The following is a 19,395-nucleotide window of genomic DNA, read 5'->3' as shown; positions in this document are numbered from 1 at the left end:
GCGACACCCCCACCGGGATCACCGATGGATGTGAGGCATCTAGACGGTTGATGCCCCGCCTCTACAGACCCGGCAGCGACCGGCCCCTGAGCATTCGCACATCCGCCACCATCGTGCGGCGCGCGAAGGGGCGCGTGGAATCAACGCCTTCCTCGAGGCGAACGATCTCGTATTCGCTGAAGCCTTCTTCCTGCGTGATGCGCTCCGCGTTGCGGCGGAGCACCTGACGGGCTTCGCCTTCGCCGCCGGTGTGCAGGAGTTTGTGCTGGAGACGGAAGCGCACATTGCGCTCATCGATGCGGGTGGCCTGGATCTGCCAGTTGGGCGCGAGCGGGTCAAGCAGCGCCCAGCCGGCGACCATACCGGCGATGTGCGCATTGGTGGTGTAGCCGCTCTCGATCACGGTGATGGCGGCAGCCGGCGCGAGCAGCCATTGGGTGCTGGGGCCTTCGCCGAGGCTGGGGTTGGGGATGCTGCTGCAACCTGCGACAACAAGCGCGGTGATGGCGAGGAGTGGGCGGGCGGCGCGCATGTCAGCTGAGGTAGTTGAAGAGGCTGAGCTGGTTGATGCGCAGGAAGGACTGCTGCGAGGCTTGCAGGTAAGTCTGTTGCAAGGTGAGGTTGCTCACCGCCTCGGCATAGTCGACATCCTGCAGGCGCGAGAGCGTCTGGGTGTATTGAATGTCCAGATCACTACCCACCGATTCGAGCGTGGACAGCTCGACCATGCGCGAGCCGACCGAGGCGCGCACCACAAGGACCTGATCGAGGCTGCGGTCCATGCCTTCGATGGCCTGCGCGACGGCGCCCTGGATGCCAACGGTGGTCGACGGGTTTTCGAGCGCGCGAACCATGTTGGTGTACATATTGAAGACATTGGCGCGCGGGCCGACTTCAAAACTGTCGCCTGCGTTGGGCGTGCCGCCCATTTCAAGCTGCACGGCGCCAAAGGTGAGCGTGGGACCGCTCTGGCTGACCACGGCGGCGCCGGTATCAGCGTCGGTGACATTGTAGTTGGTGCCGTCCCACTGGATGTCGTAGCGGGTGCCGGTGTAGGTGCCCGTGGTTTGTGCCTCGGCGATATGCCCCGTGCCGCCATTGGGCGCGACCGGCACGGCAAAGAACTTGCCGGGGTCTTGCCGCACGGAATTGAATACGTCGCTGCCGGCGTTGTTAACCGGCATGAGCCGCGAGGGCGACACTTGCAAGGTGCGCTGCCCCTGGTCGCCCTGATAGCTGACGCCGTCGAGCGTGCCGACATAGGGCTGAACATCGGCCTGGTAGCCCGAGAACAGGTATTCGCCCTGCCCGTTCTGGCTATTGGCCAAGGCCAGCATGGAATCGAAGCTGGCGCGCACGTCGATGGCCAAGGACTTGAGCTCACTGGGCGCGTAAGTGCCGTTGCCCGCTTCGACCGCGCGGGTGCGGGTGTGAATGATCAGCTCTTCGACGGCCGCCAGCTTGTTCTCGAGCAGACCGAGCGAATCCTTGGCGTAGCCCTGGTTGACCTGCTGCTGGGCGTTGATGCCTTGGGCCTGGGAGATCTCCAGCGCACGCGCCGAGGCAATCGGGTCGTCCGAGGGGGCGATGATGCGCCGGCCGGTCGCCACCTGCTGCTGAGTCTGCAGCATCTGCGCGGTCTGCTTCTGGATGGTGTTGACGCCGGTCTGGTAGAGCATACCGGTACTGATTCGCATGATCGGGCTCCTTCTTTTCGCTGCCTTAGCGCGCGATGGAGAGAATTTCGTCGAACAAGCTGGACGCGATCGACATCACCCGTGCCGAGGCCTGGTAGGCCTGCTGGTAGCGGATCAGGTTCGCGGCTTCTTCGTCGAGATTCACGCCTGAGAGTGCTTCGCGGCTGGCCGTGGCCTGGCCGACAAGCGTGTCTTGTGCGGCACGGCTGACTTTCACTTCACTGGTCTTGTTGCCCACATTGCTGACCAGATTTGAATACGTGGACTGATAACTGGCCGTCGCGGACCCGCCCGAGGCGAGCAAGGTCTTCGCCGTCTGCAGATTGCTCAATGCCACGGCGTTGGTATTGTCGGCGACGCCATCGGTGTTGCTTTCGAGCGTGATGCGATCACCGGTGACCGGCACACCGGCCAATTTGATATCGATACCCCCCAGTGCGCCGGGCAAGGTCCGCGTCACCCCCGCCGAGTCGGTGGCCGGGTTGAAAGCGATGCTGCCGATCAGCGTATTGCCGGCATCGCGCACATCATATTGGTTGGTCACGCCATTGAACTGCAAGGTGTGCGCGCCGATGTGCGGCGAGGCGGTGGCAAAGCCGGCCGTGCTGGTCACCGTCACGCTGCTTACGGTGGCCGTTCCGGTATTGTTGCCGGCGACCTGAGCACGCACTGGCCCGGCCGCCGCCACCAGTCGGGTATCGCCAATACCGACACTGATGTTGGCACCGGCCTCGCGGGTCGGCTCGATGATGAACTCTTCCCCGCTGACCGTCGTTCCCGGCGGGGTGATGGTCAGCCCCACGCTGGCGGCCGAAGCGACACTCGCCCCGGTACGCGCATTGACCAGCGTGTAGGCGCCCGTCGTGTTGGTGTAGGTGAGGCGGTAATTGTCGCCGGTAAGATTCGCCACGTTGCCAAAGGCCACCGTCGGTGCGGTGGTCGCACCGTTGAGCGGACGGGTACTTGGGCTGAGCGGCTTGAAGAAATCGAGGCCGAGCGCGCCGTCCAGATCCTGCCCTAGCTTGTGCTGAGCATTGAAGGTCTCGCTCAAACCAACGGCAATCAGGCCGAGCTGGCTCTTGGCGCTCTCAAGCGAATCACGACGAAACTCGAGCAGGCCGCCGAGCGAGCCGCCAGTGAGCAGCGTCTCGGGCATCTGCACCGATCCGCCGCCGATCAATTGCAGGCCGACCGCGAGTTTTTCGGGATTGTCGACACTCGGTGAAGTATTCAGTGTGGTGACCTGCCCGCCAATCACCAGCGGCTGTCCACTACCAATGAATACGCTGAGCGAGCCATTGCTCTCGGTCACCGTGCTCACCTGAATGAGCTTGTTCAGGTCACTCAGCACCGTGGCGCGCAAGTCGTGCAGGTCGTTCGCCGGCGTACCTGAGCCCGCGGACTCGGCCACCAGGATGCGCTGATTGATCTCCGACAGCTGCTTGGCGTGGGCGTTGATCTGAGAAACGGTGCTGGCAATTTCGCCCTCAACGCCCTCGCCGATATCACGCAGGCGGCTATCGAGATACTGAAACCGCGAGGCCAGCGATTCGCCCGAGGCGATCATCGCCTGCCGGGCGGGCACGCTCGACGGGTTGGCCGCCACTTCCTGAACGCCATTGAAGAAACTCTGAATCGCTGGCGACAAGCCCGAGGTCGGATCGGCGAGCAGATTGTCGATCTGCGTAATCTGGCTTTCGTAAGCCGTCAGCGAGGCGCGGCGGGTGTCGGCGGTGAGCACCTGGTTCTCGAGAAACTGGCTGTACACCCGCTTGACCGAGTCGACCTGCGTGCCCTGGCCAAAAAATCCACCGCCGGAAAACACCGGGGTCAGCGTGCTCTGACCAACCGTCTGCCGGCTGAAGCCGGGCGTCGATGCGTTGGAGATGTTATGGCTGGTCGTGTTCAACCACGCCTGGGCGGCGTTCAGACCTGTGATGCCAATATTGAGCATGCCTGCCATGGGAGTTCCTCGTCGCTAAGACTTCTACGACCAGAACAACGCAAAACTTATGCCAGCTAACAGCTTGGGCGACAAACGGATGAGTCTCGTCGGGTGGGCCGCTCACTGCCCACCCGACAACACATATCGCGAGGCACGATGGTGGGCGTCGAGCCGCCCACCCTACGTCATCGCAACGCTGGAGAGACTCAGCAATTCAAAGGACGTCAGGGCCAATACCGCACCCAGCAAGGGAATCAGCCCGGCAACGCGCCGCGCAGCGTGGGGCCGGTGATGATGCGGGTGAGTTTTTCGGCGTAACGCGGGTCGGTGGCGTAGCCGGCGGCTTGCAGCTCGCGGGCGAAGGCGGCGGCGTCTTGCTGCCCCACCACATCGGCGTAGCGCGGGCTGTTGCCGATCAGGCGGGCGTAGTCGCGGAAGGACTCGGCATACGATCCGTAGGCGCGGAAGCGGGCCTGCTCGGTGACCGGGCGGCCATTGACGTATTCGGTGGTGCCCACCGATACCGTCTTGCCCTCCCAACTGCTGCCGGCCTTGATGTTGAAGAGGTTGTGGCTGGGCTGACCGCTGGCGTCGCGCAACTGGTACTTGCCCCAACCGGTTTCGAGCGCGGCCTGAGCAACCATGAAGTGCGCCGGGATGCCGGTTTCACGGCTGGCCGCCTGAGCATGCGGCATGACCTTGCGCACGAAGGCGGCAGCGTCGGAGGAAATCTCCGGCGGCGTCGGTTCGATGGTGGTGGGTGCGCTCACACCGGCCGACATGCTGGCACGGCGGGCGGCAAGATCGACCGGCGGCAAGGGCGCAGCGGCAGCATTTGCCGGCCGACGCGGCACCGAGGCAATGTCGAAGCCGGCCGAAATCTCGTCGCGGCTGGGTGCCTGCATCGGATTGCCGCCAAGTTGCGCGATCAAGGCCTTGGCCAGGCCCGCGCCGCCGCTGGCAGCCATGTTGGCGGCCAGTTGCTGGTCGAGCAGGGATTGATACATGCGGCTCTGATCGTTATCCATCAAACCGGTGGTGGGCATGGCCGCGCGCATGGACTTGAGCACCATGGCGAGAAACAGCGATTCGAACTGCTTGGCCGCCGCTTCAATGGCCTTCGGATCGTTGTCCTTGGCCAGACGCTTGAGGTCGGCCATGGCATTCGGATCGAGGGTATTGAGTTGCGCGGCGCCCTGCATCAGATCACTTCCAGATCGGCCCGCAGCGCGCCCGAGGCTTTCATGGCCTGAAGAATGCTGATCAAGTCCATCGGATTGGCGCCCAAGGCGTTGAGCGCCTTGACCACTTCGGCGAGGTTGGTGCCCGCGGGCACACGCATCAGCGCGCCGCCGGCCTGATCGATCGACACATCGCCACGCTCGCCCACCACAGTACGCCCCCCCGACAGCGGGTTGGGCTGGCTGACCACCGGTTCGGTGGTGACCGACACCGACAGATTGCCGTGCGCGACCGCGCATTGCTGAAGCATCACCGCCTGGTTCATGACGACCGAGCCGGTGCGCGAATTGATGATCACCTTGGCCGATTGCAGCGCCGGGGTGACGTCGATGTTTTCGATCCGGCCGAGGAAGGCGACCCGCATCGACGCATCGGACGGCGCGCGAACCTGAATGGTCCGCCCGTCCAGCGCCTGCGCCTGACCCGGCGAGGTCGCGCTATTGATGGCATCGACCATGCGCTGGGCGGTGCCGAAATCGGTTTGCTCGAGCTCAAGCAGAATCACATCGCCCTGCCCCAGCGCGGTGGGCACCGCACGCTCGACCGTGGCACCGTTGGGCACACGGCCAGCCGACAGATGATTGACCACCACCGAGGCGCCGCCGCCCGACGCACCCGCGCCGCCAACAATCACGTTGCCCTGCGCCATGGCGTAGATCTGGCCATCGGCGCCCTTCAGCGGCGTCAAGATGAGCGTGCCGCCGCGCAGACTCTTGGCGTTACCAATCGACGAGGTGGTGATATCGATGCGCTGGCCGGGCCGCGCAAAGGGCGGCAGGTCGGCGGTGACCATCACTGCGGCCACGTTCTTGAGCTGCAAGTTAGTGCCCGGCGGCATGGTCACGCCCATGTTGCCGAGCATGTTGATGATGCTTTGCACGGTGAACGGCGTCTGGGTGGTCTGGTCGCCGCTGCCGTCCAGACCGACAACAAGACCGTAACCGACCAGCTGGTTGCTTCGCACGCCGGAAATATTGGCCAGGTCCTTGATGCGCTCGGCGTGGGCGGCACCGACGAACAGCGCACACAGCATGGCCAGCGCCACCCGTAGGGCGGGTTTCAACCCGCCAAACCGATCGAGCCAGCGATGGCGGATTGAAACCCACCCCACAAAGAATTCGCATGCGATGTTCATGACAACCTCAGATCGGCAACAGCAGCAGGAAGAAGCGCTGTAACCAGCCCATCACCTGGCTCTCGTTGATATAGCCGCTGCCCTTGTATTCGATGCGCGCGTCGGCCACCTGGGTGGACTGCACGGTGTTGCTGGTGGTCACATGGTTGGGATTGACCACGCCCGAGAAGCGGATGAATTCGTTGCCCTGGTTGATCGACACCTGCTTTTCGCCCGACACCAGCAAGTTGCCGTTCGGATACACCTCGATCACTGTGCAGGTGATGGTGCCGTTGAACAGGTTGTTGGCGGCGGCCGCGCCCTGGCCTGAGAAGTCGCTCTCGCTCTCCGCCTCAACACCCAGGCCCGCCAGCCCCTTGAGCGGCAGCTTGTTGATCGAAGTGATGCCGGCGCTCAGGCTGCCATCGCGGCTCGCGCTGGCATTGGAGGCCTTGCGTGCCGTGGTGCTCTCGGCCAGATTGATGGTGATGGTGTCGCCGACCAGCCGGGCACGGCGGTCTTCAAACAGCGGGCGCGACCCCACGGTCTGAAAGATGGCGCCGTTGGCCGGTGCCACGCCAGCACGCACTTCGGGCCGGGCCGACATGGGTTGATGCACGGCCGTCGGCGGCGTGGTTTCAAGCGCCGCGCAGCCGACCAGCAAGGTCGTCAGCAGCGAGGTGATCAGGGCGCGCATGACGAGTCTCCCGAGCCGAAATCAGAGCTGCGTCAGCCGGCCGAGCATCTGGTCGGAGGTCTGAATCGCGCGCGAATTGAGCTCGTAGGCACGCTGGGTGGTGATCAGCTGCACCAGCTCTTCGGCCACGTTCACGTTGGAGGTTTCGATGTAATTCTGGTTGAGCACGCCGGCGCCGTTCGACCCCGGGGTGTTGGGCGTCGGCGTGCCGCTGGAGGCGGTCTCGAGGTAGAGGTTCTCGCCTGCGCTTTGCAGTCCGCCGTTGTTCACAAACGTGGCCAGCTGGATGGTGCCGACCTGCGTGGGCGAGACCTGTCCGGACTGCTGCACGCTGACCGTGCCGTCCTTGCCGATAGTCATGCTCACGGTGTCGGCCGGCAGGATGATGGCCGGGCTCAGCGGATAGCCGCTGGCGGTGACCATCTGGCCTTGGTTGTCGAGCTGGAAAGAGCCGTCGCGGGTGTAGGCGGTGGTGCCGTCAGGCAGCTGGATCTGGAAGAAGCCCTCGCCCTGCACCGCCACATCCAGCCCGTTGCCGGTCTGCTGCAGGTTGCCCTGCGTGTGGATGCGCTCGGTGGCCACCGGGCGCACGCCGGTGCCGATCTGCAGGCCGCTGGAGATCTGGGTTTGCTGGGTCGACTGGGCGCCGGGCTGGCGCAGGGTCTGATACAGCAGGTCTTCAAACACCGCGCGCGAGCGCTTGAAACCGGTGGTGGAGACGTTGGCGAGGTTGTTTGACACCACGTCCAGCTGGGTTTGCTGGGCGTCCAGGCCGGTGCGGGCAATCCACAGTGAGCGGATCATGTCGGGCTCCTTCGCGCGCTAGGGCGCTATGCATTCGCGTGGGCCGGCACACAGGGCAGCCCTTGAGATCAGAGTACGCCGGGCGACGCCCTCCCGATGCGAGGAAGAAGCGCCAAAATGCCGGTCAGTTCATGCCTCAGCCGGTCGTCAACAACTTGGTGGCGACCTGGTCGTTGGTCTCGGCCTTGCGCAGCAGCTGGGTCTGCATTTCGAACTGGCGGGCCAGGGAAATCATGTTGACCATCTGATCAACCACATTCACGTTGCTGCCTTCCAGATAGCCGCCGGCCACCTGCACGGCCTCGTCTGCCGGCGCGGGCGCGCCACCGGCGGTGCGAAACAGGCCGTCTTCGCCCCGACGCAACTCGGCCTCGGGCGGATTGACCAGCTTGAGACGGCCAATCACGTTGACCGCATTTTTGTCGCCCGTCGTCGGAATGGCCGAGATCGAACCGTCTTTGCCGATCACGATCTGGTTGTCCGGCGGCACGGTGATGGGACCACCGTCGCCAATCACGGCGCGGCCGTCGCGGGTCTGCAGCACACCCTCGGCGGAGAGTTCGAAACTGCCGTTGCGGGTGTAGGCCTCCTGGCCGTCGGCACCCTGCACCGCAAACCAGCCCTTGCCTTCAACAGCGACGTCGTAGGTGCGACCGGTCAGCTGCAGCGGCCCCGGCCGGAAGTCGGTCGCCACGCTGGCATCGACCACAAAGCTGCGGCTGGCCAGCGGCGAATCCTGCACATCGACCGCGCGAAACTTGTGCATCTCGGTGCGAAAGCCGGTCGAGGTCGCGTTGGCCATGTTGTGCGACACCGCAGCCTGTTGAGTCAGGATGTGCTTGGCACCGGTCATGGCGGTGTAGATCAACTTATCCATGGCGTGCGACTCCCTCGGCTATCAGCGCAGGTTGACCAGGGTCTGCAGAATCTGGTCCTGGGTACGGATCGACTGCGCGTTGGCCTGGTAGGCGCGCTGCTGGGTAATCATGTTGACCAGTTCAGCGGTCATATCCACGTTGGACTCTTCGACAGAGCCCGCCGCGAGCTGACCCAGGCTGCCAGAACCCGGCGCGCCAATCAGCGGCTGACCGGAGTCGGGCGACTCGCCCCACAGGTTGCTGCCGAGTGAGAGCAGACCGCCCGAGCTGGCGAAGTTGGCCAGCACCACCTGACCCAGGTTGCGCGACTGGCCGTTGGAGTAGCGGCCCTGCATGGTGCCGTCGTCGGCGATGGTGATGCCGGACAGTCGGCCAGAGGCGTAGCCGTCCTGAACCTGCCGGTTCACCCCGAAGGCGCTGCCGTATTGCGAGCTGCCCGCGAAATCCAGCGTCACCGCCTGCGGCGTGTTTGCACCGAAGGTGGCGGGGATCGTCAGCGACAAGGTGTGTGTCGCACCCGCGGTCAGCGCGCCTGCGCCGTCGAAGGTCATGGAAGGACTACCCGTAGCGAGCGTGGCCGCACCGCCGTTGAGCTGCGTATAGAGATCCCAGGTGCCGCCACCGGTCTTCTGGAAGTACATATTGAGAATGTGGTCGTTGCCGAGCGAGTCGAACACGGTGACCGAGGTGGAGGCGTTGTAGGTCGTCGGGTTGGCGGCGTTAAAAGCCACACCCGGCGCCACCGCGCGTGAATCCAGGTTCAAACCCACGGCAATGGCCGACGACGGCTGCGGCTGCAGGTCAGAGGTGTCGATCTGCAAATCGGTCGGCGACGACGGCAGGATATTGCCCTGGTTGTCGGCCGCATAGCCGGTGAGCCGGTAGCCGGACGAATTGACGATATAGCCGTTCTTATCCACATCGAACTGACCATTGCGGGTATAGGCGATCGCCCCCTGCCCGCTGACCCGGAAGAAACCCTGACCGTTGATGGCGATATCCAGCGGGTTACCGGTCGGCGTGATATTGCCCTGCGAGAACTGCTGGGCCACTGCGCCTACCGCTGTACCGATACCGATCTGCACGCCAGCGGCTGCGCCGTTAAGCGCCGCGGCATACACGTCGGTAAAGAGGGTGGAGCCGCCCTTGAAGCCGACGTTGCTGCCGTTGGCCACATTGTTACTGATCACGTCGAGGGCTTTGGAGGCGGCATTCAGGCCGCTCAAACCTTGTTGGAAAGCCATGGCGATATGCTCCCGTCAGAGAATTTGCTGAATTTCGTTAAGCTGGAAAATGCCCAGGGCGCCGACTTGCAGATCGACACTGGAGGGCCCGCGGATCACGCTGGAGACCTGCCCGAGTTCAAGCGCGGTGGCAGAGACGGTATCGTCGCCCTGCGTCGCGGTGATCTTCACCGTATAGGCGCCGGCGGCGGCCGGTGTGCCATCAGTGGCGGTGCCGTCCCACTGGAAGGAGTGCGTGCCGGCGTTATGTGCGCCCATGTCGACCGAGGCGATTTCAAGGCCGTTGGCATCGGAGATGGACACCACCACCTTGTCGGCCGAGGTGTCGAGCTTGAAGCCGCCCAGCGAGCCCTGATCGGTCAGCACCAGACCCTTGCCCGGCACCAGCACACCACGGCCGAGCAACTGCGCCGCCTGCAAGGCCTCTGACGACTGCTGCCCTTCCATCAGTTCGCTGAGCGTCGCGTTGAGTCGCTCGATACCATCGACCGTGCTGATCTGTGCAAGCTGAGAGGTCACCGCGGCGTTGTCCATCGGACTGAGCGGGTCCTGGTTTTTCAGCTGAGTCGTCAGCAAGGTCAGAAAACGGCTCTGCGCATCCTCCGTCGCCTTCGGCTTTTGCGCCTCGGTACGGGCGAGATTGTTCAGAATCTGCTGTGCGCTGGTGGCGCTATCGACGGTGGCCATGACTCACTTCTCCTTTACTGGCCGATGCCCAGCGTGCGCTGAAGCAAGGTGCGGGCGGTGTTCATCACCTCCGCATTGGCCTGATACGAGCGTGAGGCGGAGATCATGTTGACCATCTCCTCCACCACGTTCACGTTGGGCATTTCGACATAACCCTCGCCGTTGGCAGCGGGGTTGGCCGGGTCATACACCATGCGCCCCGGCTCGGCGCTCTCGACAATCTGATCAACCTTCACGCCGACCGAGCTGGCGCCATCGACCGACTCGGCCGAGAACACCACCTGCTTGGCCTTGTAGGGCTGGCCATCCGGCCCGGCCACGCTGTCGGCGTTGGCCATGTTGGAAGCGGTGGTGTTCAGTCGGACCGACTGTGCATTCATCGCCGAACCGGCGATCTTGAAGACGTTAAGCATGCTCATCGTTCAGCCCCCCTCACTGACCCTGGACCGCGCTTTGCATCGAGCGCAGCAGGCCGTTGATGAAGGTGATGCTCGCTTCGTAGTGCAGCGCGTTTTCCGCAAAGGCGGCGCGCTCCACGTCCATATTCACGGTGTTGCCATCGACGCTCGACTGCTGCTCGGTGCGGTACCGCGCCGCCGCTTCAAGCGGATTGGCCGTACTGCCCGACTGATGACCACGGGCCGTGGTGGCCAGTGCCAGCGGCCCCATGCGCGAACCCAGCGCGCCCGTCAGCGCTGCGCTGAAGTCGACATCGCGCGCCTTATAGTTAGGCGTGTCGGCATTGGCGATATTGGTAGACAGCAACTGCTGGCGGTAGGCGCGCGCATTCAGCGCGTCCTGGTGAAACTGCAGTGCGTTGTCGAGCCGGTTGGTCATGGTGTCACCTCGTTTGCTGTGCCTCGGGCCATCAATGGCTGGCGCCGGGGGCAGGAACCCTATTGCACCTTTCATGCCAGGCATCCTACGCACCGCACATTGGTGGCCATCGGACGAATAAGCCGCCAAAACACGGGCATTTCAGCCGCCGCACCGGCAAATCCAACCGGCAAGCGGCAAGCTTTGCCGATCCGGCAAACAGGGGCGTAAACACCGGTTTGTTCCCGGCACGCCCTCGCGCCAGAACATGGTGTAATGCCGCCATGAAACACGTCGCCTCCTGCCTGCTCCTTGTCGGCCTCGCCCTGTTTGGCACCGGCGCCAGCGCCCAGACGGCCGACACCATCCGCGCGGTGGTGTACGAGTTCCTGCGCGGTCAGACCGCCGGTTCGCCGGGCGAAGTCCGCATTGAGGTCACGCCACCCCAAACACAAGCACTACCCGCCTGCGACCGCATCGAGCCATGGCTGCCCGCCGGTGCGCGCGCCTGGGGCCGTGTCCGCGTCGGCGTGCGCTGCACCGGCCCGGCCAACTGGTCGCTCTATGTCGCGGCGCATGTGCAGGTGATGGGCCACTACCTGGTCAGCGCCCGGGCGCTGCGCCCCGGCGAAATCCTCACCGCCAGCGATCTGGCCGAACAGCAAGGCGACCTCACCGAGATGGGGCGCCATCTGCTCACCGATCCGACTCAGGCCATTGGCAGTCAGATGCGCTTCGCGGTCGCCCAGGGGCAGCCCCTGCGCGCGACGATGATGGCCCAGCCGCAAGTCATTCAATCCGGCCGACCGGTGTCGGTGATCGTGCAGGGCAACGGTTTTCGTGTGGCCAACAGCGGCACGGCGCTCAACAGCGCGCGGGCCGGCCAAGGCGTGCGTGTGCGGCTGCCGTCAGGCAAGGTTGTCCATGGTGTTGCAGGTGAAAACGGGGAGGTAGTGCTGAGTCCGTGATATGTTTCACAGCGTGGCCGCAGGTAAAACGGCGTTACATTCAGTATCTGATCTGGATGCTAAAGTTCTGTTGTGCATCGCCGTAACAGCACCTGTAGTCATATATAAAAAAAGAGGACCAGGCTGTGAAAATCGACAACTCCGTGAAAACGGTGGGCAATACGCCTGCCGGCGAGCAGCGTGCCAAAGCGACTGCCGCAGCGCAACCGAGCGCCCCAACAGGCGATCAGGTGCAGCTGTCGTCGGGGCTGCAGAAGGCGGAAAAAGCCATTGCGGCAACCCCGGTGGTTGACCAGGCACGCGTAGATGAAATCAAACAAGCCATCAGTGATGGCCAGTTCAAGGTGGATGCCAACAAGGTCGCCGACGGGCTGATTGAAAGCGTTCGCCAGATGCTGGCTCACCAACCCAGACAAGCGTGACAAACCAGAACCCGGATCGCCTTCGCCTGCATGCACTGATTATCGACGAAGCCTCGCGCCTGCGCGGCTTCGTCGATTTACTCGTTCACGAAGAGCAATTGCTCATCGACGGCCAGGCCGACGCGCTGATGCCCGTGGCCGACGAAAAAAACCAGCGCTACCGGCAGCTTCAGAAAATTAACGACGACCGCACCCGTCTGCTCGCCCGCCTCGGGCTGCAGCAGACCGACGCGATCCTCCGCGCGCTGTGCCAGGACGCACCCGCCGCGCTCGCCGCCTGGGACACCGTGCTCAAGCTGGCCCGCGAAGCGCGCGATCGCAACCAGCGCAATGGCGTGCTGATCGTCGAGCGCATGCAACACAATCAGGCCGCACTGACCACACTGCTGGCCGCCGCCAACCAGCCTCAACTCTACGGCCCGGACGGGCAATCGCGCCCCACGGGCGGCGGCAGAAGCCTGGGCAGTGTCTGAGGCCGGTCGCGACCGCCTCGCCCACGACGCGCTGAGGCCCACCGAAGCGGCGCTGCGCGCTTTCATCCTGACCCGTTTGCCGGCCGACCCGGCGCACGACATCAGCCATGTCGAGCGCGTGGTTGCCAATGCCCGCCTGATCGCGGCCGCCGAAGGCGCCGATCTGGCCGTGGTGATCCCCGCCGCCTGGCTGCACGACTGCGTGAGCTACCCCAAGAATCACCCCGACCGTGCCCGCTCGTCGCGCGACGCCGCCGCGCTGGCCGTCGACTGGCTGCGCGAGCAAGGCACGTCAAGCAACCTGCTCCCCGCCATCGGCCATGCCATCGAGGCGCACAGCTTCAGCGCCGGCATCACCGCCGAGACGCTGGAAGCCAAGGTGGTGCAGGATGCCGACCGCCTCGAAGCCCTCGGCGCCATCGGCATTGCCCGCTGCCTGATGGTCGGCGGCGCACTGGGCCGGCCGCTCTATCACACCGACGATCCGTTCTGCGCGTCGCGCGAGCCCGACGACCAGCGCTTCACCATCGACCACTTCTACCGCAAGCTGTTTCATGTTGGCGAGACGCTGCACACCGACGCCGCCAAACGCGAAGCGGCGGAACGTATCGAATTCATGCGCGCGTTTCTGGCCCAGCTTGGCACCGAAACCGCCCACAAACCCGAGGCGGACGGCTAGACACACACAGGCTTCGGCAAAGCCGCTATCCTTTCGACCCGTGTTCCGCCCCCGCGGCGGACGGCATCCAACGGAATCCGCATGGCAAGCACCACAAACTACGACGAGTCCTCCTTCCGCGTCCTCAAAGGCCTGGAGCCGGTGCGCGAGCGGCCGGGCATGTATACCCGCACCGATTCGCCGGCCCACATCATCCAGGAAGTGATCGACAACGCGGCCGACGAAGCCCTCGCCGGCTCGGCAAAGAAGATCCAGGTCACCGCCCATCGCGATGGCGCGATCACCGTGGCCGACGACGGCCGCGGCATCCCCGTCGGCCTGCACCCCGAAGAAGGGGTGCCGGTGGTGGTGCTGGCCTATACCCGGCTGCACGCCGGCGGCAAGTTCAACAAGCGCGAGGGCAACAGCGCCTACGCGTTTTCGGGCGGCCTGCACGGCGTCGGCGTGGCCGTCACCAATGCGCTGTCGCTGAGCATCGAGGTCGAGATCAAGCGCGACGGCAAGGTCCATCGCATCGTCTTCGCCAACGGCGGTGAGCGCATCGGCCCGCTCGAAGAGATCGGCACCTGTGGCCAGCGCAACACCGGCACCACGGTCAAGGTCTGGCCCGACCCGAAATACTTCGATGTGCCGCGCGTGCCCATGAACGAGCTGGAGCGCCTGCTGCGCTCCAAGGCCGTATTGCTGCCCGGCGTGGCCGTCCAGCTCGATGTCGAACAGGCCGACGGCAGCGTCATCAGCAAGCAATGGCACTACCCGGGTGGCCTCGCGCAGTATCTGTCGGAGCTGGCCGGCGACCAGGAGCCGGTCGCGCCGCTGTTTACCGGTGAGAAATACGCCGCCAGCGACGACGAAGCCTTTGCCAGCGGCGAAGGCGCGGCCTGGACCTTTGGCTGGTTCGACCCTGCCGTGCCGGCCGAATCCTATGTCAACCTGATCCCCACCGTCGCCGGCGGCACACATGAATCCGGCCTGCGCGCCGGGGTGTTCGAGGCGGTCAAGAGCTTCATCGAGCATCATGCGCTCTTGCCGCGCGGCCTCAAGCTGCAGCAGGACGACGCCTGTAGCCGGCTCAGTTTTGTGCTTTCGGCCCGCCTGCTCGACCCGCAGTTTCAGGGCCAGGTGAAGGAAAAGCTCAACTCGCGCGAAGCGGTCAAGCTGGTCTCCGGCATGGTGCGCGACCCCTTCGAAATCTGGCTCAACAACCATGTCGACGCCGGCAAGGCGATCGCCGAGCTGGCCATCCGCGCCGCCACGGCACGCCAGAAAAACGCCAAAAAGGTCGAGAAGAAGAAAACCTCCGGCGTCGCGGTGCTGCCCGGCAAATTGTCGGACTGCGAGAGCGAAGATATCGACCAGAACGAGCTTTTTCTGGTCGAGGGCGACTCGGCCGGCGGCAGCGCCAAGCTCGCCCGCAACAAGGAAACCCAGGCCATCCTGCCGCTGCGCGGCAAGGTCATGAACGCCTGGGAGATCGACCCCGACCGCCTCTACGCCAACAACGAGATCCACGACATCGCGGTGGCCCTCGGCGTCGATGCCCACGGCCCGAAAGACACGCCCGACCTGAGCAGCCTGCGCTACGGCAAGGTGGTGATCATGTCCGACGCCGATGTCGACGGCGCGCACATCCAGACCCTGCTACTGACGCTGTTCTTCCGCCATTTCCCAAAGCTGATCGAGGCCGGCCACATCTATGTGGCGCAGCCGCCGCTGTACCGCGTCGACGTGCCGGCGCAAGGCAAAAAGCGCCCCGCGCGCCGGCTGTATGCGCTCGACGATGGCGAGCTGACCGCGATCCGCGACCGCACGCTGCAAGAAGGTTTCAAACCGGAATCGCTGGAAATCGGCCGATTCAAGGGCCTCGGCGAAATGAACCCCGAGCAACTGCGTGAAACCACCATGGACCCGGCTACCCGCCGCGTCTTGCCGGTGCAGGTCCGCGCCGACGCACTCGACGACACCCTGCGCATGTTTACGCTGCTGATGGGCAAAGGTGAGGCGAGCAATCGCCGCGCCTGGATGGAAACCAAGGGAGACACCGTCGATGCCGATCTTTAAACCCACGACTTTGACGTGAGACACCGCACCATGATCCAACGCATCCTGAGCTCGCTGTGCCTCACCGCCGCCCTGGGCCTGGCAGCACCCCCCGCGCATGCTGCCGACTTGACCGTGCTGCAGGTGGCCGACTATTCCGCCTCGCGCGCCAGCCTGGGTCGCGCCGTGCGCTACGGCGCCAGTCTGGCGATTGACGAGGCCAACCGCAAAGGCGGCGTCCATGGTCAGAAGATCAAACTGGTCGCGCTCGATGACCGCTATGAAGTCGAGGACACCGTCCGGCTGCTCAAGGAAGGCATCGGCACCCACAGCCCTGTGGCCATCGTCAATATCCTGGGCACCGCCAACACCGCCGCGGTGCTCAAGAGCGGCTTGCTCGATGAGGCCAAAATTCCCTTGATCGGCCCTTACACCGGCGCCGACCATCTGCGCACGCCGCTGCATCCGCAGGTGTTCCATGTGCGCGCCAGCTATGCCGAGGAGGTCGAGCGCATCGTGCTGCACTTTGCCAACTCCGGCATCAAGCGCATCGGCATCCTGCATGAAGACGATCCCTTCGGCGAATCGATCCACAGCGCCTATGTCGAGGCACTGAAGGCCCACGGCCTCGAAGCGGCCGGCCGCGGCATCAGCCCGCGCGGCAGCGTTGATGTCTCAGCGGCCGTGGCCACCGTCATGGCTGCCGACCCGCAAGGCGTGCTGATCGGTACCGCAGGGGCGCCGACTGCCGTCGTTGTCAAGGCGACGCACGCGGCCGGCCTGTTTGCACCGCGCATCGGCATCTCGGTGAACGACGCCACCCAGATCGTCAAAACCGCCGGCATCGACGCGGCCCGCGGTTTTGGCATGGTGTCGGTCATGCCCGACCCGGGCTCGTGCACACTCAAGATCTGCGAAGAGCTGCGCGCGCTGCATGAAGCGCACGGCGACAAAGCCGAGCCACTGTCGCCCAACACCATGGAAGGCTTCATCTCCGCACGGCTGATGCTGCTCGCCGCCAACAACGCCAGCGCACCGGTGACCCGGGCCAAGCTGCGCGACGCGCTTGAATCGCTCAACCCGGCCAATGTGTCCGGCTTTTTGCTGAACTATTCGCCTACCCGCCACAACGGCTCTGCCTACCGAGACATTGGCGTCATCGGTGGCAGTGGCCGCATGATGTACTGAGACCGACCCGATTTCATGAGTAACGACTCTCTCGATCTGTTTGCCCCGCCGCCCGTCGACGAGGCTCCCGCGCCCGCCGCTGACGCACCGCCGCCCGCCCCGCCCCCCGGCGACACGCCGCCCCCGATGGGCGACGACGCCCTGCCGCTCGACCTGTTCGCCGAGCGCGCCTATCTCGCCTACGCGATGAGCGTGGTCAAGTCGCGCGCGCTGCCGCAGGTCGAAGACGGCATGAAGCCGGTGCAGCGCCGCATCCTGTTCGCCATGAACGAGATGCGCCTGTCGGCCAGCAGCAAGCATGTAAAGTCGGCCCGCGTGGTCGGCGACGTGATCGGCAAATACCACCCGCACGGCGACAGCTCGGTGTACGACGCCATGGTGCGCACCGCGCAGGACTTCTCGCTGCGCTACCCGCTGGTCGACGGCCAGGGCAACTTCGGCTCGCGCGACGGCGACTCGGCCGCCGCCATGCGTTACACCGAATGTCGCCTGACGCCGATTGCCGACCTGCTGCTGTCCGAGCTCGACCGCGGCACGGTCGACTTCCGTCCCAACTATGACGGCGCCTTCAAGGAGCCCGCGCTGCTGCCGGCGCGCCTGCCCTTCGTGCTGATGAACGGCGCCTCCGGCATTGCCGTGGGCATGGCGACCGAGATCCCGCCGCACAATCTGCGCGAGGTGGCCAAAGCCGCCTGCCTGCTGATCCGCAAGCCCGAGGCCACGCTCGACGAGGTGATGGAAGTGCTGCCCGGCCCGGACTACCCCGGCGGCGGCCAACTCATCTCGACGACCGAAACCCTGCGCGAAGCCTACGCCACCGGCCGCGGCAGCCTGCGCATGCGCGCCCGCTGGCGGGTCGAGGAAATGGCCCGCGGCCAGTGGCGGGTGATCATCGACGAGTTTCCGCATGGCGTGTCGGCCGCGCAGGTGCTGGCCGAGATCGAGACCCTCACCAACCCGCAGCCGCGCACCGGCAAGAAAGAAGTCTCGCAGGAGCAGAAGCAGCTCAAGCAGCTGGTGCTGGGCGTGCTCGAAACCGTGCGCGACGAATCCTCCGACAAAGCGCCGATCCGGCTGGTGCTCGAGCCGCGCTCCAGCCGACAGAGCCGCGACGAGTTCATGGCCGTGCTGCTGGCCCACACCAGCCTCGAAACTTCTACCTCGCTCAACCTGACGATGATCGGCCGCGACGGCCGGCCGCAGCAGAAGAATCTGGTGCAGATCCTCAGCGAGTGGGTGGACTTCCGCTATGTGACGGTCGAGCGGCGCACCCGCCACCGTCTTGACGAGGTCGACCGGCGCATCCACATCCTCGAAGGCCGGATGATCGCCTTCCTCAATATCGAGGAAGTGATCCGTGTCATCCGTGAGTCGGACGAACCCAAGCCGGCGCTGATCGCCGCCTTCGGCCTCACCGACATCCAGGCCGAAGACATCCTCGAGATCCGCCTGCGTCAGCTGGCCCGGCTCGAAGGCATCAAGATCGAGCAAGAGCTGGCCAAGCTCAAGGACGAGCGTGCCGGCCTCACCCACCTGCTCGACAGCCGCCCGGCGATGACCAAGCTGATCCTCAAGGAGATCGAGGCCGACACCAAGCAGTACGGCGACGAACGCCGCACACTGATCGAAACCGTCGCCCCGGTGACGGTGGCTGAAGTGAGCGTGGCCGACGAGCCGATGACGGTCGTCGTCTCCAAGAATGGCTGGGTACGCTCCCGCCAGGGCCACGGCATCGACCCCGAGAGCATCAATTACAAAACCGGCGACAGCGGCTTTGCGGTGATCGAAACCCGCAGCATCTGGTCGCTGATCGTGATCGACACCAAGGGCCGCGCCTACACCGTGCGCGTCGCCGACCTGCCCGGCGGCCGTGGCGACGGCACGCCGATTGCCACGCTGGTCGAGTTCCAGGACGGCGCCAAACTCGCGCAAGTGGTCACCGCCGCGCCCGAGGCGCACTACCTGTTCGCCAACTCGGGCGGTTACGGCTTCATCTGCAAGATCGCCGACGCCACCACCCGGCAGCGCGCGGGCAAAGCCTTCATGACGCTCGAAAAAGGCGAAAAAGTGCTGAGCCCGACGCCCGTCAAAGGCGACTGGATTGCCGCCCTCTCCGACAACGGGCGGGTACTGGTCTTCCCGAGCAGCGAAATGAAGGTGCAGTCAGGCGGTCGCGGCGTCATCGTCATGGCGCTAGACACCGACGCGCAACTGGCCGCCGTGGCGGTGCCCGACAACGCCGCCAACCTCGTCATTCAAGGCATTGGCCGCGGCAGTCGCGCCACCGAGTTGAGCATCAAGCCCAATCAGCTCGAGCTATGGCGCCATCGGCGCGCACGCAAGGGCGTGCCGCTGCCACAAAAGATCAAACCCACCGGCGCGGCCTGAACCGCGCCCCAGGCTTGAAACACTCCCCCGGGTGCGGCGCAACACCGTCCCGGGGGTTTTCTTTTCTCATTGCACCGAAAAATCGCACACTCCTTTCAGATGCCCCCGAATTC

19 protein-coding genes are annotated in these 19,395 nt (G+C 64.8%); 7 read left to right on the top strand and 12 right to left on the bottom strand.

Going from position 1 to position 19,395, the window contains the following annotated elements; translation table 11 throughout:
* Nucleotides 1-61 precede the first annotated feature (61 nt).
* From FHP89_RS16655 to flgB, 12 genes are all read right to left on the bottom strand, one after another.
* Nucleotides 62-532 (bottom strand): hypothetical protein, encoded by a 471-nt coding sequence (locus FHP89_RS16655; RefSeq protein WP_144178932.1) that lies wholly within the window; start codon nucleotides 530-532, stop codon nucleotides 62-64.
* A 1-nt stretch (nucleotide 533) separates the two neighbouring features.
* Nucleotides 534-1,697: a flagellar hook-associated protein FlgL gene (gene flgL, locus FHP89_RS16650; RefSeq protein WP_144178933.1), complete on the bottom strand. Its 1,164-nt coding sequence runs from the start codon at nucleotides 1,695-1,697 to the stop codon at nucleotides 534-536.
* Nucleotides 1,698-1,722: 25 nt separating this feature from the next.
* Entirely contained in the window at nucleotides 1,723-3,660 is a 1,938-nt protein-coding gene (gene flgK / locus FHP89_RS16645; RefSeq protein ID WP_144178934.1) for a flagellar hook-associated protein FlgK, read from the bottom strand.
* A gap of 236 nt (nucleotides 3,661-3,896) precedes the next feature.
* Nucleotides 3,897-4,844 carry a flagellar assembly peptidoglycan hydrolase FlgJ gene (gene flgJ / locus FHP89_RS16640; RefSeq protein WP_144178935.1) on the bottom strand — a complete coding sequence of 316 codons (948 nt, stop codon included), beginning with the start codon at nucleotides 4,842-4,844 and terminating at the stop codon, nucleotides 3,897-3,899.
* On the bottom strand, nucleotides 4,844-5,917 hold the full coding sequence (locus FHP89_RS16635) for a flagellar basal body P-ring protein FlgI (protein WP_144179002.1): 1,074 nt from the start codon (nucleotides 5,915-5,917) through the stop codon (nucleotides 4,844-4,846). The genes flgJ and FHP89_RS16635 overlap by 1 nt, the downstream gene beginning before the upstream one ends.
* A gap of 109 nt (nucleotides 5,918-6,026) precedes the next feature.
* Nucleotides 6,027-6,695, bottom strand: coding sequence for a flagellar basal body L-ring protein FlgH (locus FHP89_RS16630; RefSeq protein WP_144178936.1), 669 nt, complete (start codon nucleotides 6,693-6,695; stop codon nucleotides 6,027-6,029).
* 21 nt (nucleotides 6,696-6,716) lie between these two features.
* Nucleotides 6,717-7,499: a flagellar basal-body rod protein FlgG gene (gene flgG / locus FHP89_RS16625; protein ID WP_144178937.1), complete on the bottom strand. Its 783-nt coding sequence runs from the start codon at nucleotides 7,497-7,499 to the stop codon at nucleotides 6,717-6,719.
* A 136-nt stretch (nucleotides 7,500-7,635) separates the two neighbouring features.
* Nucleotides 7,636-8,376, bottom strand: a complete 741-nt coding sequence (flgF, locus tag FHP89_RS16620; RefSeq protein WP_144178938.1) for a flagellar basal-body rod protein FlgF — start codon at nucleotides 8,374-8,376, stop codon at nucleotides 7,636-7,638.
* 21 nt (nucleotides 8,377-8,397) lie between these two features.
* Complete coding sequence (gene flgE / locus FHP89_RS16615) at nucleotides 8,398-9,621, bottom strand: flagellar hook protein FlgE (RefSeq protein ID WP_144178939.1); 1,224 nt, start codon at nucleotides 9,619-9,621, stop codon at nucleotides 8,398-8,400.
* 15 nt (nucleotides 9,622-9,636) lie between these two features.
* On the bottom strand, nucleotides 9,637-10,308 hold the full coding sequence (locus FHP89_RS16610; protein WP_144178940.1) for a flagellar hook assembly protein FlgD: 672 nt from the start codon (nucleotides 10,306-10,308) through the stop codon (nucleotides 9,637-9,639).
* Nucleotides 10,309-10,322: 14 nt separating this feature from the next.
* Nucleotides 10,323-10,727, bottom strand: coding sequence for a flagellar basal body rod protein FlgC (flgC, locus tag FHP89_RS16605; RefSeq protein WP_144178941.1), 405 nt, complete (start codon nucleotides 10,725-10,727; stop codon nucleotides 10,323-10,325).
* Nucleotides 10,728-10,740: 13 nt separating this feature from the next.
* Nucleotides 10,741-11,145, bottom strand: coding sequence for a flagellar basal body rod protein FlgB (gene flgB, locus FHP89_RS16600; RefSeq protein WP_144178942.1), 405 nt, complete (start codon nucleotides 11,143-11,145; stop codon nucleotides 10,741-10,743).
* Nucleotides 11,146-11,408: 263 nt separating this feature from the next.
* On the opposite strand from flgB, the gene flgA reads away from it, so the two are divergent.
* The 7 genes from flgA (at nucleotide 11,409) to parC (ending at nucleotide 19,282) form a co-directional block, all read left to right on the top strand.
* Nucleotides 11,409-12,092, top strand: coding sequence for a flagellar basal body P-ring formation chaperone FlgA (gene flgA / locus FHP89_RS16595; protein WP_144178943.1), 684 nt, complete (start codon nucleotides 11,409-11,411; stop codon nucleotides 12,090-12,092).
* 125 nt (nucleotides 12,093-12,217) lie between these two features.
* A complete protein-coding gene (gene flgM, locus FHP89_RS16590) occupies nucleotides 12,218-12,514 on the top strand; it encodes a flagellar biosynthesis anti-sigma factor FlgM (RefSeq protein WP_144178944.1) in 297 nt (98 codons plus the stop codon).
* Nucleotides 12,511-12,987 carry a flagella synthesis protein FlgN gene (locus FHP89_RS16585; RefSeq protein ID WP_144178945.1) on the top strand — a complete coding sequence of 159 codons (477 nt, stop codon included), beginning with the start codon at nucleotides 12,511-12,513 and terminating at the stop codon, nucleotides 12,985-12,987. The genes flgM and FHP89_RS16585 overlap by 4 nt, the downstream gene beginning before the upstream one ends.
* Nucleotides 12,980-13,666, top strand: coding sequence for an HD domain-containing protein (locus FHP89_RS16580; RefSeq protein ID WP_222105427.1), 687 nt, complete (start codon nucleotides 12,980-12,982; stop codon nucleotides 13,664-13,666). Before FHP89_RS16585 ends, FHP89_RS16580 begins: the two co-directional genes overlap by 8 nt.
* 81 nt (nucleotides 13,667-13,747) lie before the next feature.
* Nucleotides 13,748-15,727 (top strand): DNA topoisomerase IV subunit B, encoded by a 1,980-nt coding sequence (locus FHP89_RS16575; protein ID WP_144178946.1) that lies wholly within the window; start codon nucleotides 13,748-13,750, stop codon nucleotides 15,725-15,727.
* A 30-nt stretch (nucleotides 15,728-15,757) separates the two neighbouring features.
* On the top strand, nucleotides 15,758-16,894 hold the full coding sequence (locus tag FHP89_RS16570) for an ABC transporter substrate-binding protein (protein WP_144178947.1): 1,137 nt from the start codon (nucleotides 15,758-15,760) through the stop codon (nucleotides 16,892-16,894).
* 15 nt (nucleotides 16,895-16,909) lie between these two features.
* Complete coding sequence (gene parC, locus FHP89_RS16565) at nucleotides 16,910-19,282, top strand: DNA topoisomerase IV subunit A (RefSeq protein WP_144178948.1); 2,373 nt, start codon at nucleotides 16,910-16,912, stop codon at nucleotides 19,280-19,282.
* Nucleotides 19,283-19,395 lie beyond the last annotated feature (113 nt).

The organism is Denitromonas ohlonensis (assembly GCF_007625205.1).
Lineage (GTDB): Bacteria > Pseudomonadota > Gammaproteobacteria > Burkholderiales > Rhodocyclaceae > Nitrogeniibacter > Nitrogeniibacter ohlonensis.
Note: the sequence above shows the minus strand (reverse complement) of the source record. Positions and strands in the feature narration are given on the sequence as shown.

Coding starts and splice junctions, on each gene's coding strand:
- FHP89_RS16655 (WP_144178932.1), bottom strand. CDS start 532: ATGCGCGCCGCCCGCCCACTCCTCGCCATCACCGCGCTTGTTGTCGCA.
- flgL (WP_144178933.1), bottom strand. CDS start 1,697: ATGCGAATCAGTACCGGTATGCTCTACCAGACCGGCGTCAACACCATC.
- flgK (WP_144178934.1), bottom strand. CDS start 3,660: ATGGCAGGCATGCTCAATATTGGCATCACAGGTCTGAACGCCGCCCAG.
- flgJ (WP_144178935.1), bottom strand. CDS start 4,844: ATGCAGGGCGCCGCGCAACTCAATACCCTCGATCCGAATGCCATGGCC.
- FHP89_RS16635 (WP_144179002.1), bottom strand. CDS start 5,917: ATGCTGTGTGCGCTGTTCGTCGGTGCCGCCCACGCCGAGCGCATCAAG.
- FHP89_RS16630 (WP_144178936.1), bottom strand. CDS start 6,695: ATGCGCGCCCTGATCACCTCGCTGCTGACGACCTTGCTGGTCGGCTGC.
- flgG (WP_144178937.1), bottom strand. CDS start 7,499: ATGATCCGCTCACTGTGGATTGCCCGCACCGGCCTGGACGCCCAGCAA.
- flgF (WP_144178938.1), bottom strand. CDS start 8,376: ATGGATAAGTTGATCTACACCGCCATGACCGGTGCCAAGCACATCCTG.
- flgE (WP_144178939.1), bottom strand. CDS start 9,621: ATGGCTTTCCAACAAGGTTTGAGCGGCCTGAATGCCGCCTCCAAAGCC.
- FHP89_RS16610 (WP_144178940.1), bottom strand. CDS start 10,308: ATGGCCACCGTCGATAGCGCCACCAGCGCACAGCAGATTCTGAACAAT.
- flgC (WP_144178941.1), bottom strand. CDS start 10,727: ATGAGCATGCTTAACGTCTTCAAGATCGCCGGTTCGGCGATGAATGCA.
- flgB (WP_144178942.1), bottom strand. CDS start 11,145: ATGACCAACCGGCTCGACAACGCACTGCAGTTTCACCAGGACGCGCTG.
- flgA (WP_144178943.1), top strand. CDS start 11,409: ATGAAACACGTCGCCTCCTGCCTGCTCCTTGTCGGCCTCGCCCTGTTT.
- FHP89_RS16575 (WP_144178946.1), top strand. CDS start 13,748: ATGGCAAGCACCACAAACTACGACGAGTCCTCCTTCCGCGTCCTCAAA.
- FHP89_RS16570 (WP_144178947.1), top strand. CDS start 15,758: ATGATCCAACGCATCCTGAGCTCGCTGTGCCTCACCGCCGCCCTGGGC.
- parC (WP_144178948.1), top strand. CDS start 16,910: ATGAGTAACGACTCTCTCGATCTGTTTGCCCCGCCGCCCGTCGACGAG.